The sequence below is a fragment of the uncultured Phyllobacterium sp. genome (assembly GCF_902479695.1).
GTDB classification, from domain to species: Bacteria; Pseudomonadota; Alphaproteobacteria; order Rhizobiales; family Rhizobiaceae; genus Phyllobacterium; species Phyllobacterium calauticae.
On the sequence record NZ_CABSQF010000050.1, the window covers coordinates 16,888 to 33,014 of the forward strand.

Sequence of the window (16,127 nt, forward strand, 5' to 3'; positions counted from 1 at the left end):
ACGGATTGAATGATAGTATAATCGCCACATAATTTGTGAAATGCGCAAGGAAAGGTCTTCTGCAATAAGCGTGAAGATCAGGCACAAGCACAACAGGCTGAACACCGGCGCCGCCGGATAAGAGTTGGCCGCACAGTTTGGATAGACACTATGGCTCGAAAATATTTCGGCACCGACGGTATTCGCGGACAGGCAAATGCCTACCCCATGACACCGGATATCGCGATGAAGGTCGGCATGGCTGTCGGCCTCGCCTTCAAGCGCGGCAATCACCGCAACCGGGTGGTGATCGGCAAGGACACCCGTCTTTCCGGCTACATGATCGAGAACGCGCTGGTCGCCGGCTTCACCTCCACCGGCATGGATGTCTTTCTGCTCGGGCCGATACCGACGCCCGCCGTGGCCATGCTGTGCCGCTCGCTGCGTGCCGATATCGGCGTAATGATTTCCGCCTCGCACAATCCCTACCATGACAACGGTATCAAGCTCTTCGGCCCGGATGGCTTCAAGCTCTCCGACGAGATCGAGCTTGAGATCGAACGGCTGATGGACGAGGACCTGTCGGGGCGGTTGTCGAGCTTTGAAGCCCTGGGACGGGCCAAGCGCGTCGATGGCGATATCTATCGCTATATCGAGTTCGCCAAGCGGACTATGCCGAAGAACATCTCGCTCGCCGGCTTGAGGATCGTCGTGGATTGCGCCAATGGTGCGGCCTACAAGGTTGCGCCCGCTGCCCTGTGGGAGCTTGGCGCCGACGTCGTGACGATCAACGACAAGCCGAACGGCACCAACATCAACGAGGATTGCGGCTCGACCCATCCGCTGAGCCTGATCAAGAAGGTGCACGAGGTGCGGGCGGATATCGGCATCGCGCTGGATGGCGATGCGGACCGTGTGCTGATCGTTGATGAAAAGGGCTCGATCATCGATGGTGATCAGCTGATGGCGGTGATCGCGCAGTCCTGGCAGGAATCGGACCGGCTTGTCGGCGGCGGCGTTGTCGCAACGGTCATGTCCAACCTTGGCTTTGAACGCTTTCTCGGCGATCGCGGCCTGACCCTGGCCCGCACCAATGTCGGCGACCGCTACGTGGTCGAGCATATGCGCAACCATGGCTTCAACATCGGCGGCGAACAGTCCGGCCATATCGTCATTTCTGATTTCTCCACCACCGGTGACGGACTTGTTTCTGCCCTGCAGATTCTGGCCGTGGTTCAGGAGGAGGGGAAACCCGTCAGCGAGGTCTGCCGCAAGTTCGAACCGGTGCCCCAGGTGCTCAAGAACATCCGCACGGCGGGCGGCAAGCCGCTTGAGGACAAGAAGGTCAAGACGGCGATCGATGATGCCCGCGACCGTCTTGGGAAATCCGGACGTCTGGTCATCCGCCCGTCGGGAACGGAGCCCTTGATCCGTGTCATGGCGGAAGGGGACGACAGCCAGCTGGTCGATACCGTCGTCAATGATATCATTTCGGTGATCTCGTCGGTCAAATCGGCAGCCTGATTTGCCGCCAGCCGCAACGCGCTGAATGGGCCCCTTTGCGGGCCCATTTTCACATCTGCTTGGCGGTATGGGGCTTGTTAACGTTAATGATCATGGTGAACAAACACGGTTAAGCGGGATTTAACTTTTTCCCTCCATATTCCCCTCTAGAACCTTAGTAGCATTCGCTGCGTTTCGATTTTTGGGCCTGACGAGGGATATGAAATGGGCATTTTCAATAAATATGCTGCAGCGAGTGCAGCTCTGCTATGCCTGGGGGCAATCCCGGCTCACGCTGCGGATCCGGTGGAAGTACCGGTGGTCGAAGTGCAGCAGTTCGGCGGATGGTATCTGCGCGGCGATATCGGCATGAGCAACCAGCGCCTCGGCAATCTGGACTATGTCGGCTTCGGCGACGCAGCGCAGCACGGCTTTCTGGAGGACGGTACGTTCGATGCCGGAATCACCGGCCAGATTGGTGTCGGTTACCAGTTCAACGATTGGCTTCGTGCTGACGTAACCGGCCAGTATCGCGGCAAAACCGAATTCAGTGCCCTTGATTTCTATTCCAATCCCGCGCTGGGACAGTATGGAACCAACCAATACCATGCGAAGAAATCCGAATGGCTGTTCCTGGCCAACGCCTATGCGGATCTTGGCACATTCAGCGGCATAACCCCCTATGTCGGTGGTGGTATCGGTGCGTCGCGCAATACGATCTCCAACTTCACCGATGACAACATACTCAATGGCGGCGGCGGTTATGCCGACAGTGCCTCCCAGTGGAACTTCGCATGGGCATTGCATGCCGGTGTCGGCATCAAGGCAACGGACCGCATGACCATCGATGTCGGGTACAGCTACGTCAATCTTGGCGATGGCCAGACTGCCAATGCGCATAATTATGATGATCGTTTCACACGCGCCAATCCTGAGCCGTTCAAATTCAAGGACATCACGTCGCATGATTTCAAGGTCGGCGTACGCTACGCTTTCTGATTGAAACGACTTGGTTTTTCGAGCGGCAGGAGCATTGCTCCTGCCGTTTTCGTTTGTTTGCAGTCTGCCGGTCTTTGCAGATTTAATGTCGCACGCAAACATATTTCTTGACTGTGAACGACATTTCTCCTAGTTCCCGGAGTGGGCCACCTCTCCCCAACGAGAGGCGTGCTATCTGTGAGGATAGGAGAAAACATGACGACGCTTGTAAAGCCGGCGCAGCGCCCGGCTAACCCGAATTTTTCATCAGGTCCCTGTGCAAAACGTCCCGGATGGTCGCTTCAAGCGCTTTCCGACGCACCGCTTGGCCGTTCGCATCGCGCCAAGGTCGGCAAGACGAAGCTGAAACAGGCGATCGATCTTACCCGCGATATCCTGCACGTTCCCGCCGATTACCGCATCGGCATTGTTCCGGCGTCCGATACCGGCGCTGTCGAGATGGCCCTGTGGTCGCTGCTCGGCGAGCGCGGCGTCGACATGGTCGCCTGGGAAAGCTTTGGCGCGGGCTGGATCACCGACGTGGTCAAGCAGCTGAAGCTTGGCGATGCCCGGACCATCGAGGCCGGTTACGGTGAACTGCCCGACCTTTCAACAGTCGATTTTGACCGCGACGTCGTCTTCACCTGGAACGGCACGACCTCGGGCGTGCGTGTGCCCAATGGCGATTTCATTCCGGCGGACCGCAAGGGCCTGACCATCTGCGACGCCACCTCGGCGGCGTTTGCGCAGCGTCTTGATTTCGACAAGCTTGATGTCGTCACCTTCTCCTGGCAGAAAGTGCTCGGCGGCGAGGGTGCGCACGGCATGCTGATCCTCAGCCCGCGGGCTGTCGAGCGGCTGGAAAGCTACAAGCCCGCCTGGCCGCTGCCGAAGATTTTCCGCCTGACCTCCGGCGGCAAGCTGATCGAAGGTATTTTCTCCGGTGAAACCATCAACACGCCGTCGATGCTGTGTGTCGAGGATTACATCGATGCGTTGAACTGGGCAAAATCGCTCGGCGGTCTGGATGGGCTTGTCGGCCGTGCTGACCGCAACTTTGCCGCACTCGATGCCTTTGTCGAACGCACGCCATGGATTGCCAACCTGGCAAAGGTCCCGGCAACCCGGTCCAACACGTCCGTGTGCCTGACCATCGTCGATCCCGAGATCACGGCGCTCGACAAGGATGCCCAGGCCAATTTCGCCAAGAACCTGGTTGCGGTTCTGGAGAAGGAAGGCGTTGCCTATGATATCGGCGCCTATCGCGATGCTCCATCGGGGCTGCGCATCTGGGCAGGCGCGACGGTCGAAACGGCCGATCTCGAAGCGCTGACGCTGTGGCTCGACTGGGCATTCCAGTCGCAAAAGGCCGCGCTGAAACAGGCTGCCTGATTTCACCGGCTTGACGTGACCGCAGCGGATGCGGTCACCCCCATTCAAAATTTCACCGATTCAACGATGGAGGCCATGATGGCACCGCGCGTACTCGTATCCGATAAACTCTCCCCGACCGCCGTTCAGATCTTCAAGGATCGTGGCGTAGAGGTCGATTACCTGCCTGATCTGGGCAAGGACAAGGAAAAGCTGGCCGAAGTGATCGGCCAGTATGACGGTCTTGCCATCCGTTCGGCCACCAAGGTCACGGAAAAGCTGATTGCCGCCGCCACCAACCTGAAGGTCATTGGCCGCGCCGGTATCGGCGTCGACAATGTCGATATTCCCGCCGCATCCCGCCGGGGTATCATCGTGATGAACACGCCTTTCGGCAATTCCATCACCACGGCCGAACATGCCATCGCGCTGATGTTCGCGGTTGCCCGCGAACTGCCGGAAGCAGACGCTTCCACCCGCGCCGGCAAGTGGGAAAAGAACCGCTTCATGGGCGTCGAGATCACCGGCAAGACGCTGGGTATCATCGGTTGCGGCAATATCGGTTCGATTGTCGCCACGCGCGGCGTCGGCCTCAAGATGCACGTCATCGCCTTCGATCCGTTCCTGTCGGAAGGCCGGGCTGAAGAGCTGGGCGTCGAGAAGGTCGAGCTTGACGAACTGCTGGCACGGGCCGATTTCATCAGCCTGCACACGCCGATGACCGACAAGACCCGCGGCATCATCAATGCGGATACCATCGCCAAGATGAAGGACGGCGTGCGCATCGTCAATTGCGCCCGCGGCGGCCTGATCATCGAGAAGGATCTCGTCGCGGCCCTGAAGGCGGGCAAGGTTGCCGGTGCCGGCATCGACGTGTTCGAGGTGGAACCTGCGACGGAGAACGAGCTGTTCAACCTGCCGAACGTCGTCTGCACGCCGCATCTTGGCGCGTCGACGAGCGAAGCGCAGGAGAATGTCGCACTGCAGGTTGCCGAGCAGATGGCGGACTACCTGATCAAGGGTGCGGTTTCCAACGCGATCAACATGCCGTCGATCACGGCGGAGGAAGCGCCGCGCCTGAAGCCGTTCGTCAAGCTGGCGGAAGTGCTGGGCGCCTTTGTCGGGCAGGTCACCGATGAGCCGATCCAGGAAGTGGAAGTGCTGTTCGACGGTTCCACCGCCGCGATGAATACCCGGGCGCTCGTCAGCGCGGCCCTGGCCGGGCTGATCCGCCCGCAGGTGGCGGATGTGAACATGGTGTCGGCACCGGTCATGGTGAAGGAACGGGGCATTATTCTCTCCGAAGTGCGCCGTGACAAGTCGGGTGTGTTCGACGGCTATATCAAGCTGACGGTCAAATCCGCTTCATTGACGCGTTCGATTGCCGGTACCTGTTTTTCCGACGGCAAGCCGCGCTTCATCCAGATCAAGGGCATCAATCTCGATGCCGAAGTTGGCCAGCACATGCTCTACACGACCAACAACGACACACCCGGCATGATCGGCATGCTCGGAACGATCTGCGGCAAGAACGGCGTCAACATCGCCAACTTCTCGCTGGGCCGCGACAATCCCGGCGGCAACGCCATCGCCATGCTCTATCTCGACGAGCGGATTCCGGATCATGTTCTGGAAGAACTGCGCGTGAACAAGGCAATTGTTTCGGCCAAACCGCTGGAATTTGACATCGGCTGATTGTAGGGATGGCGTATGTCGACATCCCAAACGCACACACTGAACTGGCGCCGGATGGAAGCGGGGGACCTCGCTTCCGTCATCGCCATGGCGGCCGTCATCCATACGGATTTTTTCGAGGATGATGCGATCTATCTGGAACGCATGCGCCTTTACGGCAAAGGCTGCTTTGTCCTCGAGGGGCAGAGCGGTGAACTTTTTGGCTATGCGATCACGCATCCGTGGCAGCTCTTCGCCACGCCAGCCCTGAACAGCCTGCTCGAGCGCCTGCCGGATCATCCGACGACCTATTATCTGCACGATATCGCGCTCCTGCCCGCCTCGCGCGGCAGCGGTGCGGCGCCGCGCATCGTGTCGATCCTTGCCGATCAGGCGCGTGCCGAGGGGCTCGAAACCATGTCGCTGGTCTCGGTCAACAATTCCGCCGGCTTCTGGCAGAAGCAGGGTTTCGCGGTGGTGCAGCGGCCGGAACTCGACGCAAAACTCAAATCCTATTCGGATGATGCCTGTTTCATGCTGCGCAGGCTTGCCTGATCAGGCAGCGGCGTGCTTGCGCCCGCTGATTTCGGCAATACCGATGCCGCCGAGAACCAGCACCAGGGCGACGGCGTGATAGAGGTGAAATGCCTCGCCCAGCAGGATCACGGCCAGCAACGTGCCGAAGATCGGCACCGCATTGATGAACAGGCCGGCGCGATTGGCGCCGATATATTCGACCCCCTTGATGAACAGCACCTGTGCGGCAAGCGACGGCAAAAGCGCGGTGTAAAGCACGACCATCGTGCCGGTAAAATCCGGTGCGACCAGCGCGCCATCCAGCCATTCCCAGATCGTGAACGGGATGGCGGTGGCAAAGGCAAAGAACGTCATGACCGTCATCAGGCTCTGCCAGTGAATGGCCGGGCGAAGCCGCAATGCCACGGTATAGCCGCTGTAGAACAGCACGGCGAGCAGCATCAGCGCATCGCCCTGATTGACCTCGAGTTCCGCCAGCTTGAGGAAGCTGCCATGTCCGGCGGTCAAGGCCACGCCGACGAGCGACAGGCTGAAGCCGAAGATCTGGCCGGGGCGCACGGCCATGCCGAACAGTAGCAGGTTGGCAACGAAGATCACCATCGGCATGCCGGCCTGTTCGATGGTGACGTTGATGGCCGAGGTATAGTTCAAGGCGGTGTAGAGGGCCATGTTGAAGAAAGTGAAGCCGAATCCGCCCAGGGCGGCGAGCAGCGGCAGATGCGCGCGCAGCACTTTCCAGTCCCGCCTGACCTGGCTGCCGCTGATTGCGGCGACGACCGCGAAGGCGATAAGCCAGCGCAGCATGGTCAAAAGCATCGGCGAGATATGGCCGACCGCGAGCTTGCCCGCCACGGCATTGCCGCCCCACAGGAGGGCGGTGACGAGCAGAAAGATGTATGCGGTGCGATTCATGGCGGGCTGCTTATACTTTGGCGGGAGAAGTGTTGCGGTGTGGCCAGAACAATAGGTTTATTCGTTTAATAATGGCAAATTGGCCACGCTTCAGCCGAAAGAATTGTCGCGCTTTTATGAACCAGCCTGTATAGAAGCACCGCATTTAGCAAAAAATGCATGACGAGGTTATGACTCGAGGAGTTTTGAATGGCAAATGTTGTGGTGATCGGCTCCCAGTGGGGTGACGAGGGCAAGGGCAAGATTGTCGATTGGCTTTCCGAACGGGCCGATATCATTGTCCGCTTTCAGGGCGGGCACAATGCCGGCCATACGCTGGTTGTCGATGGTGTCACCTACAAGCTGTCGCTGTTGCCATCGGGCGTGGTGCGCAAGGGCAAGCTCTCGATCATCGGCAACGGTGTTGTCTTCGATCCGCATGCATTCATCGCCGAAAAGAAAAAGCTCGAGGCGCAGGGTGTCGTCATTACGCCCGAAACGCTGAAGATCGCCGAGAACACGACGCTGATCCTGTCGATCCATGGTGAGCTTGACCGCCGCCGCGAAGCCTCCAATTCAGGCACCAAGATCGGCACGACCGGCCGCGGCATCGGCCCGGCCTATGAAGACAAGGTCGGCCGCCGCGCCATTCACGTGCTTGATCTCGCCGATCCCGACACGCTTCCGGCGAAGATCGAACGGCTGCTGGCCCATCACAATCCGCTGCGCCGCGGTCTCGGCATCGAGGAAGTCGATGGTTCCAAGCTGCTGGCCGAACTGCTTGAGGCCGCGCCGCACATCATCCCGTTCATGGACCGCGTCTGGTATGTTCTCGACCAGAAGAAACGGGCCGGCGAGCGCATCCTGTTCGAAGGCGCACAGGGTACACTGCTCGATATCGACCATGGCACCTATCCGTTCGTGACATCGTCGAACACCGTGGCCGGCCAGGCATCCGCCGGTTCCGGTATCGGACCCGGCTCGCTGCACTATGTTCTCGGCATCACCAAGGCCTATACGACCCGCGTCGGCGAAGGCCCGTTCCCGACCGAACAGCAGAATGAAGTTGGCGAATTCCTCGGCCAGCGCGGCCATGAATTCGGCGTCGTCACCGGGCGCAAGCGCCGTTGCGGCTGGTTCGATGCGGTGCTGGTGCGTCAGGCTGTTGCCAACAACGGCATCAGCGGTATCGCGCTGACCAAGCTCGACGTGCTCGACGGTCTCGATGAGATCAAGGTTTGCACCAGCTATGAACTCGATGGCGAGGTCATCGATTACCTCCCGGCCAGCCAGGGCGCGCAGGCGCGCGTCAAGCCGATCTATGTGACGCTGGAAGGCTGGAAAGAGACAACGGCCGGAGCACGCAGCTGGAGCGAACTGCCGGCGCAGGCGGTGAAATATGCCCGCTATCTGGAAGAGCTGATCGGTGCGCCGATCGCGTTGCTTTCGACCAGCCCGGAACGGGACGACACAATACTTGTTACCGACCCGTTTCATGATTAGACTCACAAACGGGTTTCGATGTTAATCTCACAACAAAACCATAGGTTTGGGTGAATGGCTGATTTCGTTGCAGTATTGAGAAAGACAATTGACGGGCTCGCGGACCCAAAGCCCGAGCTCCGTCAACGTGTGTATGCAAAGGCTCGCGCAACGATTGAGCAAAAGCTTGCGACGCTGAATGCGCCGGAAGCTGTCGCCGTTCGCCAGAAACAGGCGCTGGAAGATGCGATCACCGAAGTCGAGTCGGATTTCGCGCCTGCTCTCGACGATCTGACGCATGTCCGGGACCCGGTTCCCGTTGCGGCCCCTGTTCCGCCGCCACCACCGCCGGTCGCCCCGGCACCGGTTGTGGCAAAGCCGGAGCCTGCTGCGGCGATACCGGCAAAGCCGGCACCCGTCGCAACGCCTCCGGTCGTGCCTGCGCCATCCTTTACCAAGCCCATCGCCCAGTCCGATGCGCTTGAGGATTTCCTGACGACCCACACGCCGAGCGGCGCCAAGCCGATCGAGCATCGGGAGGACGGGTTCCACAATGAACGATCGGATGAGCGCCCCCTTGCCGGATCTTTTTCCGGTATGGCCGGCAAGCTGAAATCCGGACGTGGACCGGAAGAGGAGCTTGACGACGAGCCGGAACTGAAACCGGAGGACCGCGGGCCCACGGACTATGGCGTTTACTCGCGCGGACCGCTGAAGCAGCCGAAACAGAAGCGTTCGCTGGTTCCCCTGGTCAGCCTTCTCGGCCTGCTCGTCCTTATTGGTGGCGGTGCCTATGCCGGCTGGACCTACAAGGACCAGATCGCTGCACGGGCCGCATCGGTCAAGACCTACCTTGCCAGCCTGACAGGCGGCGGCGACAAAGCCCCGGCGAAACCGGCCGAGACTGCCGGCAACCAGTCGGCAACACCGCCGGCGAAGACAGAACAGCCCGCGCAACCTGCGGCACAGCCTGCAGCGCCAACGGCACCGGCAGGCGAAGCAAAGCCCGAACCGAAATTGACGCAGCGGCTGTTGCCGGACGGACAGGAAATCAATCCGGGCCCGGCCAACGACACGCCGTCGCTGGGCGAGGGCACATCGGTTGCCGCGTCGACGCCGGATCAGCAGCCTGCAACACAGCCGCCAGCGCAGGGACAGCAGACGCCTCCGGCCGGACAGACAACGCCCCCGCCAGCGGCGCTGCCGATCGGCCAGAAGGCGTTTTTCTATGAGGAACGTTCCGGACAGGATGCCGGCACGGCGGATGCGGGCGGTGTCGTCTGGTCCGTGGTGCAGGAATCGCCGGGCAACGACCTGCCGCCCGAACCGGCAATCCGGGCTGAGGTGACTATCCCGGACCGTGGCATCAAGCTGCGCATGGTCATCCGCCGCAACGGTGACAAGACGCTGCCGGCCAGCCATCTCGTCGAAATGATCTTCACGGTTCCCGAAGGGTTCCCCGGCGGGTCCATCGATGCGGTGTCGCGCATGACGCTGAAGGATACCGAACAGGCTCCCGGCAGCCCGCTCGTCGGCATCCCGGCCAAGATTGCCGACAACTTCTTCATCATTGCGATGAATGACGCGAAAACCGCAGTTGATACCAACATGGCTCTGCTGCGCCGTCAGTCGTGGATCGATATCCCGATTGCCTACAAGACCGGTCGCCGTGCGCTGCTGACGCTGGAAAAAGGCTTGCCGGGCGAGAAGGCCTTTGACGACGTGCTGAAGGCATGGGCGGCCAAGGCAGGCGGCTAGTCCGTCGCGCCCCAACGACCGATGAAAAAGGCTCCGTGGAAACGGAGCCTTTTTTCATCGCAATTGTTTTTCCATGGGTTGCCCGCCAATCTCGCGGGCTGGTTCCCCGCTTGTTTGCGGCGGGCGCCGGTAGTAGACATCCCACTCGTCCTCGCCCGTCTGCGTAAAACCGTGGCGGGCATAAAAGCGTCCGGCGTCGCTTTGCTGGAGCACGCTCAGGCGGATCGGCAGGTCGGCGGCGTCGGCTTCGCCGAGCAGCCGCTGCAGAACCGCGCTGCCCAGACCTTTTCCCTGCTGCTCGGGCGCGATGTAGAAATGCTCAAGCAGCAGATCTCCGTCTGCCGGTCCCATCGCCACGCATCCGGCCAGTTCCCCCTGGGGCCGCATGATGAGCCTTGTATAATGCGGGCGGTATGAATTGCGAAAGCGGTCATAGGCGCGCCACTCGTCAAACCGTCCGATCCGTTCCAGGCTTTCACGCATGCAACGAAGGCGTAATTGCAGAAGCCGGTCGAAATCTTCTACGGTGGCGGGTTCTAAGGTGAACATGGAAAGCTGCCTGTGGTGACTCGTTTGCCTACAGGCTGGTTTTAGCGCAAGTCTTTGTCAATATTGTCATGGTCCGCAGGGGGATTTGGAGGAGACGGGGATGATCGGCTACACGATGATCGGAACGAATGACCTGGAAAAATCCCTGCGTTTCTATGATCCACTCATGGCGGCAATGGATCTTGATCAATGCTGGCGCGATGAGCAGTCGGTTTCATGGGGCAAGCGCGCGGATGAGTCCAGCCCGCGATTCTTCGTCGGCTATCCTTTTGACGGCGGGGCTGCAACGGTTGGCAATGGCAGTATGACCGCGTTCCTGTTCGACAATGCCGGCATCGTCGACCAGCTCCATGCGCTGGCGATGCAGAACGGCGGAAGCGACGAGGGCGCGCCGGGGCGAAGGCCGCATTACGGCGCGGGTTTTTACGGCGCTTATGCGCGCGATCCCGACGGCAACAAGCTGGCTTTCGTCTGCTACAACGCCGGATGAGACGGACGGCGCAGGGGCTGAAAATGCAAAAGGCCCCGTATATCCGGGGCCTTTTGTCTCATTCGCGATGCGCTTGTCAGCGCGCGTCGGAACCGGTCGAAACCAGCGCCTTCAATTGTTTGCTGGCCGCTGCTTTCACCGCATCCTGCACCTTCTCGAAAGCACGCACTTCGATCTGACGCACGCGCTCGCGGCTGATGCCGAACTCGGTCGACAGGTCCTCAAGCGTTACTGGATCGTCGGCCAGGCGGCGGGCCTGGAAAATGCGCCGTTCGCGGTCATTGAGCGATGACATCGCACCGGAGAGCATTTCGCGCCGGTTCTCCAGTTCGTCCTGTTCGATCAGCATGTCTTCGGCGCTGTCGTGGTCGTCGACCAGCCAGTCCTGCCAGTCACCGCCGGCTTCGCCGTCGGAAGAGCGGATCGGGGCGTTCAGCGATGCATCGCCGGACAGCCGGCGGTTCATCGATACGACCTCGTCCTCGGACACGCTAAGGCGGGTGGCGATTTCCTTGACCTGTTCAGGGTTGAGGTCGCCGTCGTCCAGCGCCTGAATCTTGCTCTTCACCTTGCGCAGGTTGAAGAACAGGCGCTTCTGGTTGGCTGTCGTGCCCATCTTGACCAGGCTCCACGAGCGCAGGACATATTCCTGGATCGAGGCCTTGATCCACCACATGGCATAGGTCGCCAAACGGAAGCCGCGTTCCGGCTCAAACCGCTTGACCGCCTGCATCAGGCCGACATTGCCTTCGGAAATGACCTCGCCGATCGGCAGGCCGTAGCCGCGATAACCCATGGCAATCTTGGCGACGAGCCGCAGATGGCTGGTCACGAGTCTATGGGCCGCTTTCGGATCGGCATGCTCCAGATACCGCTTGGCGAGCATGTACTCTTCCTGCGGTTCGAGCATGGGAAAACGGCGAATCTCTTCGAGATAACGGGTCAGTCCCCCGTCACCGGCAACAATACTTGGAAGATTTTGGGCCACTGAGCACCCCTCCTCATTGTGAGATGAACCCCCATTATCGGCGGGTTCGCAGCAACCGGCCGCCCGCATTGCGCGGCACGACCGGACCAGTGCTATCCATATATAGGTAGCATTTTGTCAAAAACACGATGCATTAAGAACCGAAACAATTTGTCACATAAATGTGAACAACAGAGTCAAGATTTCCGCCTGCGTTCTATAACGTACGGTATGAAATAAAGTTCCGCAAGTGTTTTCGATTTTTTCTGCGGGGGATCCCTAAAGCGGAGTTGTCCGGAATGCGGTCAGCAGTTCGGCCATATCCTCCGGCACATCCGCTTCAAAGCGCATGATCTCGCCGGTGGACGGGTGTTCGAATGCCAGCACCTGCGCATGCAGCGCCTGCCGTGAAAAGCCCTTGACCACGCTCTGCAGGGGTTCGGCCAGCTTGTTGGCCTTGGTCTTGTAGGCGCTGCCATATTCCACGTCGCCCACCAGGGGGTGGCCGATATGGGCCATGTGCACGCGGATCTGATGGGTCCGTCCGGTTTCAAGGCGGCATTCGATCAGCGAGGCGACCGCCGTCGAATCCTCTTTGGCGCCGAAGCGTTCCTGCACGTCGAAATGCGTGACGGCATGGCGGGCGTCGTCGCGTTCCTCATGCACGACCGCCTGCTTGGTGCGGTCGCGGTGCGAGCGGCCGAGCGGCGCGTCGATGGTGCCGGTCTTGCGGTCGGGCGTGCCCCAGACAAGCGCGAGATAGGCGCGTTCCAGATCGCCGGTGCGGCCGTGATCGGCAAACTGGGCGCTGAGGTGGCGATGGGCGAGGTCGTTCTTGGCCACGACCATGACGCCGCTGGTTTCCTTGTCGAGACGGTGCACGATGCCCGGACGTTTGACGCCGCCGACGCCGGACAGCGTATCGCCGCAATGGTGGATCAGCGCATTGACCAGCGTGCCGGTCCAGTTGCCGTTGCCGGGATGTACCACGAGACCGGCGGGCTTGTTGATGACGATCAGGTCGGCATCCTCGTAGAGAATGTCGAGCGCGATGTCTTCGCCGGCGGGCGTCGCATCTTCCGGTTCGGGAATTTCCACCGTGATGCTGACGCCTTCGCGCAGCTTGTGTTTCGTCTCGCGCACGACCTTGCCGTCGACGCTGACCTGCCCGTCGCCGATGAGCGCCTGGATGCGGTTGCGGGACAGATCCGGTGCCAGCTGCGCCGAGAGCCATGCGTCAAGTCGCTTGCCCGTTGCCTCGTTATCGGTAATTAGCTCTTTCAAAGACCGCGTCCCTTCGTTACAGAGGCTTGGTTTCGAAACCTCGGAGAATGCCATACATGGCCAATATCAATGCTGATACGGAAACGGAAGAGCAGCCGCTCGATCCAGCAATGGAACGGGTGCGCCGCAAGATGATCCGGCTTCTGGCTGTTTCCATCGGCATCATGGTGATTGGTCTTATGGCGGTGCTTGCGGCCATTGTCTACAAGATTAACCAGCCGGTGGGTGGCGCGGCCAAGCCGGCAGCGGTCCGTTCCGAGGCGTCGGGGCAGCCGATCGGCGATGCGCTGGTGGGTGAAGCCATCACGCTTGATCCCGGCACGCGCGTGCTGTCGCACAATCTTTCCGGATCGATGCTGTCGCTGGAAACGCGGCTGGCAAACGGCACGCGGCAGATTCTCGTCTATGACGTGGCGACAAAACGCGTCGTGGCGCGCATTTCGGAAGCGGCCAATTAGATATTGAAGACCGCTGCAATGACCATTCTGTTGCAAATGGTCATTGCACTTTTCGATTTGCTTGATTATACCCGCGCAATCGACTGCGCGCCCATCGTCTAGCGGTCAGGACGGCGCCCTCTCACGGCGCAAACAGGGGTTCGATTCCCCTTGGGCGTACCACTCACCTGAAATACGAAGAAGAATGTCTGGCCGGTTTGCACCGGCCATTGATCGTATCAGGCACGCTTTTTCCTGGGTGCGGCCGCGCGCGGCCTGGTTTCAAGGCCGCTCTTGTAGAGATTGTTGCGGTCGAGGTTCTTGACGTCGCGTTCGCCGCACAGCGCCATGGTGACATCGAGTTCGTTGCGGATGATCTCCAGAGCTTGCGTGACGCCCTGCTTGCCGCCCGCACCCAGCCCGTAGAGGAAGGCGCGGCCGATGAAGGTGCCCTTGGCGCCGATGGCGAGCGCCTTCAGCACATCCTGACCGGAGCGGATGCCGCCATCGAACAGCACTTCGATCTTGTCGCCGACCGCATCGACGATATCGGCGAGCGCTGAGATCGAGGAGGGAGCGCCATCCAGCTGGCGGCCGCCGTGATTCGACACGATAATGGCATCGGCGCCGGTCGAGACGGCCATGCGCGCATCCTCGACATCGAGAATGCCCTTGAGGATGAGCTTGCCGCCCCAGCGTTCCTTGATCCAGGCAACATCGTTCCAGGACAGGCGCGGGTCGAACTGTTCATCCGTCCACGTGCCGAGTGAAGAGAGATCGCCGACACCCTTGGCATGGCCGACGATATTGCGGAACGTGCGGCGCTCGGTCTTCAGCATGCCGAGGCACCATTGCGGGCGGGTGGCCATCTGCCAGATGTGCTTGGCGGTGAATTTCGGCGGGGCGGACAGTCCGTTGCGCACATCCTTGTGGCGCTGGCCGAGAATCTGCAGATCGAGCGTCAGCACCAGTGCGGAGCATCTGGCCGCCTTGGCACGGTCGATCAGATCTTTGACGAAGTCGCGGTCGCGCATGACATAGAGCTGGAACCAGAATGGCTTCTTCGTTACCGAGGCGACGTCCTCGATGGAACAGATGCTCATGGTCGACAGGGTGAACGGCACGCCGAATTCCTCGGCCGCCTGAGCCGCCAGCATTTCGCCGTCCGCATGCTGCATGCCGGTCAGGCCGGTCGGGGCGAGGGCAACCGGCATGGAGACGGCCTGGCCCGCCATGGTGCTTTCCAGTGTCCGGTCGCTCATATCGACGGCCACGCGCTGGCGCAGCTGGATCTTGCGGAAATCCTCCTCGTTGGCGCGGTAGGTGCTTTCCGTCCAGGCACCGGAATCCGCATAGTCGAAAAACATTTTCGGCACGCGGCGCTGGGCAATTCTCTTCAAATCGGCAATTTCAACGGTCTTGGGCATGGGTTCCGTCCGGAGGTTTCTGTTTTTGATTTTCGACAATAGCAAGGTTGGGAAGACAAGCACGAGAATTGTCAGAACGTGCCAAAAAGTCATATACGATTAATTGCTTTACAGGTAAATTCTTATTGAGGGTTTGGCATAAGCCCGGCGATTTGGCTATGATCGCGCTCCTGCCTCGTTATTTTCCGAAGGATATCCATTCATGACAAAACAACCGGTTCTCGTGCTCGGCCCTCTCATGCCTTATCTGCTGGCGGAGCTGGAGAAACGATATGCGGTGGAGAAACTCTACGCGGAAAAGGATGCGCTGAAATTCCTGCAGGAGAATGCCGGGCGTTTTCGCGCTGCGGTGACCAGCACGTTTACCGGCATCACCGCCGATATGATCGACCTGTTGCCACAGGTGGAGATCATTTCGTCCTTCGGTGTCGGAACGGACTCGCTGGATGTCGCCTATGCCAATACCAGGGGAATCCGGGTTGCCAATACGCCCGATGTGCTGAATGAAGACACGGCCAACATGGCGCTGCTGCTGCTGCTCGCCGCGACGCGCGATCTGGTCAAGAACGATCGGTTTGTGCGCGAGGGACGCTGGGCCAGGGGCGAAAGCGCACCGCTGGCGCTGGGTATCGAAGGCAAGCGCGTCGGCCTTGTCGGGCTCGGGCGTATCGGCAGCGTCATCGCCAAGAAGCTTCTCGCGTTCGGATGCGACGTCGCCTACCACACCCGCAGCAGGAAGGTTGACGCGCCCTATGCCTATTACGACAATCTCGTCGAGCTCGCCCGCGACAGTGCCGCGC

General features: G+C 60.2%; 15 protein-coding genes and 1 tRNA gene. 11 read left to right on the plus strand and 5 right to left on the minus strand.

Annotation, left to right across the window (positions count from 1 at the left end; translation table 11 throughout):
• The first annotated feature begins 150 nt into the window (after nucleotides 1-150).
• From glmM to RDL77_RS21425, 5 genes are all read left to right on the plus strand, one after another.
• Nucleotides 151-1,503, plus strand: a complete 1,353-nt coding sequence (gene glmM, locus RDL77_RS21405) for a phosphoglucosamine mutase (RefSeq protein WP_288194632.1) — start codon at nucleotides 151-153, stop codon at nucleotides 1,501-1,503.
• 204 nt (nucleotides 1,504-1,707) lie between these two features.
• Nucleotides 1,708-2,481, plus strand: a complete 774-nt coding sequence (locus RDL77_RS21410) for an outer membrane protein (RefSeq protein WP_223613646.1) — start codon at nucleotides 1,708-1,710, stop codon at nucleotides 2,479-2,481.
• A gap of 195 nt (nucleotides 2,482-2,676) precedes the next feature.
• Nucleotides 2,677-3,852 (plus strand): phosphoserine transaminase, encoded by a 1,176-nt coding sequence (locus RDL77_RS21415; RefSeq protein WP_288194633.1) that lies wholly within the window; start codon nucleotides 2,677-2,679, stop codon nucleotides 3,850-3,852.
• Nucleotides 3,853-3,930: 78 nt separating this feature from the next.
• The gene (gene serA, locus RDL77_RS21420) at nucleotides 3,931-5,526 is read left to right on the plus strand and encodes a phosphoglycerate dehydrogenase (RefSeq protein WP_223613644.1); all 1,596 of its coding nucleotides are present in this window, start codon (nucleotides 3,931-3,933) and stop codon (nucleotides 5,524-5,526) included.
• A 15-nt stretch (nucleotides 5,527-5,541) separates the two neighbouring features.
• The gene (locus RDL77_RS21425) at nucleotides 5,542-6,060 is read left to right on the plus strand and encodes a GNAT family N-acetyltransferase (protein WP_288194634.1); all 519 of its coding nucleotides are present in this window, start codon (nucleotides 5,542-5,544) and stop codon (nucleotides 6,058-6,060) included.
• On the opposite strand, the gene RDL77_RS21430 is transcribed toward RDL77_RS21425, so the two are convergent.
• Entirely contained in the window at nucleotides 6,061-6,954 is an 894-nt protein-coding gene (locus RDL77_RS21430; protein WP_223613642.1) for a DMT family transporter, read from the minus strand.
• Nucleotides 6,955-7,143: 189 nt separating this feature from the next.
• Here RDL77_RS21430 and RDL77_RS21435 point away from each other — a divergent pair, with 189 nt between their 5' ends.
• Together RDL77_RS21435 and RDL77_RS21440 are read left to right on the plus strand one after the other, a co-directional pair.
• Complete coding sequence (locus RDL77_RS21435; RefSeq protein WP_223613641.1) at nucleotides 7,144-8,436, plus strand: adenylosuccinate synthase; 1,293 nt, start codon at nucleotides 7,144-7,146, stop codon at nucleotides 8,434-8,436.
• Nucleotides 8,437-8,490: 54 nt separating this feature from the next.
• Entirely contained in the window at nucleotides 8,491-10,173 is a 1,683-nt protein-coding gene (locus RDL77_RS21440) for a hypothetical protein (RefSeq protein ID WP_308526418.1), read from the plus strand.
• A 54-nt stretch (nucleotides 10,174-10,227) separates the two neighbouring features.
• Here RDL77_RS21440 and RDL77_RS21445 read toward each other — a convergent pair whose 3' ends face one another.
• Nucleotides 10,228-10,722 carry a GNAT family N-acetyltransferase gene (locus RDL77_RS21445; protein ID WP_288194635.1) on the minus strand — a complete coding sequence of 165 codons (495 nt, stop codon included), beginning with the start codon at nucleotides 10,720-10,722 and terminating at the stop codon, nucleotides 10,228-10,230.
• 100 nt (nucleotides 10,723-10,822) lie between these two features.
• Here RDL77_RS21445 and RDL77_RS21450 point away from each other — a divergent pair, with 100 nt between their 5' ends.
• A complete protein-coding gene (locus tag RDL77_RS21450) occupies nucleotides 10,823-11,212 on the plus strand; it encodes a VOC family protein (RefSeq protein WP_288194636.1) in 390 nt (129 codons plus the stop codon).
• A gap of 76 nt (nucleotides 11,213-11,288) precedes the next feature.
• Here the strand turns inward: RDL77_RS21450 and rpoH are convergent, their stop codons facing one another.
• Nucleotides 11,289-12,200 (minus strand): RNA polymerase sigma factor RpoH, encoded by a 912-nt coding sequence (gene rpoH / locus RDL77_RS21455; protein ID WP_223613638.1) that lies wholly within the window; start codon nucleotides 12,198-12,200, stop codon nucleotides 11,289-11,291.
• Nucleotides 12,201-12,458: 258 nt separating this feature from the next.
• Complete coding sequence (locus tag RDL77_RS21460; RefSeq protein ID WP_288194637.1) at nucleotides 12,459-13,517, minus strand: RluA family pseudouridine synthase; 1,059 nt, start codon at nucleotides 13,515-13,517, stop codon at nucleotides 12,459-12,461.
• 2 nt (nucleotides 13,518-13,519) lie between these two features.
• On the opposite strand from RDL77_RS21460, the gene RDL77_RS21465 reads away from it, so the two are divergent.
• Together RDL77_RS21465 and RDL77_RS21470 are read left to right on the plus strand one after the other, a co-directional pair.
• Nucleotides 13,520-13,921 carry a fimbrial protein gene (locus RDL77_RS21465; protein ID WP_288194638.1) on the plus strand — a complete coding sequence of 134 codons (402 nt, stop codon included), beginning with the start codon at nucleotides 13,520-13,522 and terminating at the stop codon, nucleotides 13,919-13,921.
• Between the two features lie 87 nt (nucleotides 13,922-14,008).
• Nucleotides 14,009-14,083: transfer RNA gene (locus RDL77_RS21470), tRNA-Glu, on the plus strand.
• Nucleotides 14,084-14,139: 56 nt separating this feature from the next.
• Here the strand turns inward: RDL77_RS21470 and RDL77_RS21475 are convergent.
• Complete coding sequence (locus RDL77_RS21475; protein WP_223613636.1) at nucleotides 14,140-15,327, minus strand: alpha-hydroxy acid oxidase; 1,188 nt, start codon at nucleotides 15,325-15,327, stop codon at nucleotides 14,140-14,142.
• A gap of 202 nt (nucleotides 15,328-15,529) precedes the next feature.
• Between RDL77_RS21475 and RDL77_RS21480 the strand changes: the two genes are divergently transcribed.
• Nucleotides 15,530-16,127: NAD(P)-dependent oxidoreductase (locus RDL77_RS21480; protein ID WP_288194639.1), on the plus strand; the 598-nt coding region annotated here is incomplete at its 3' end.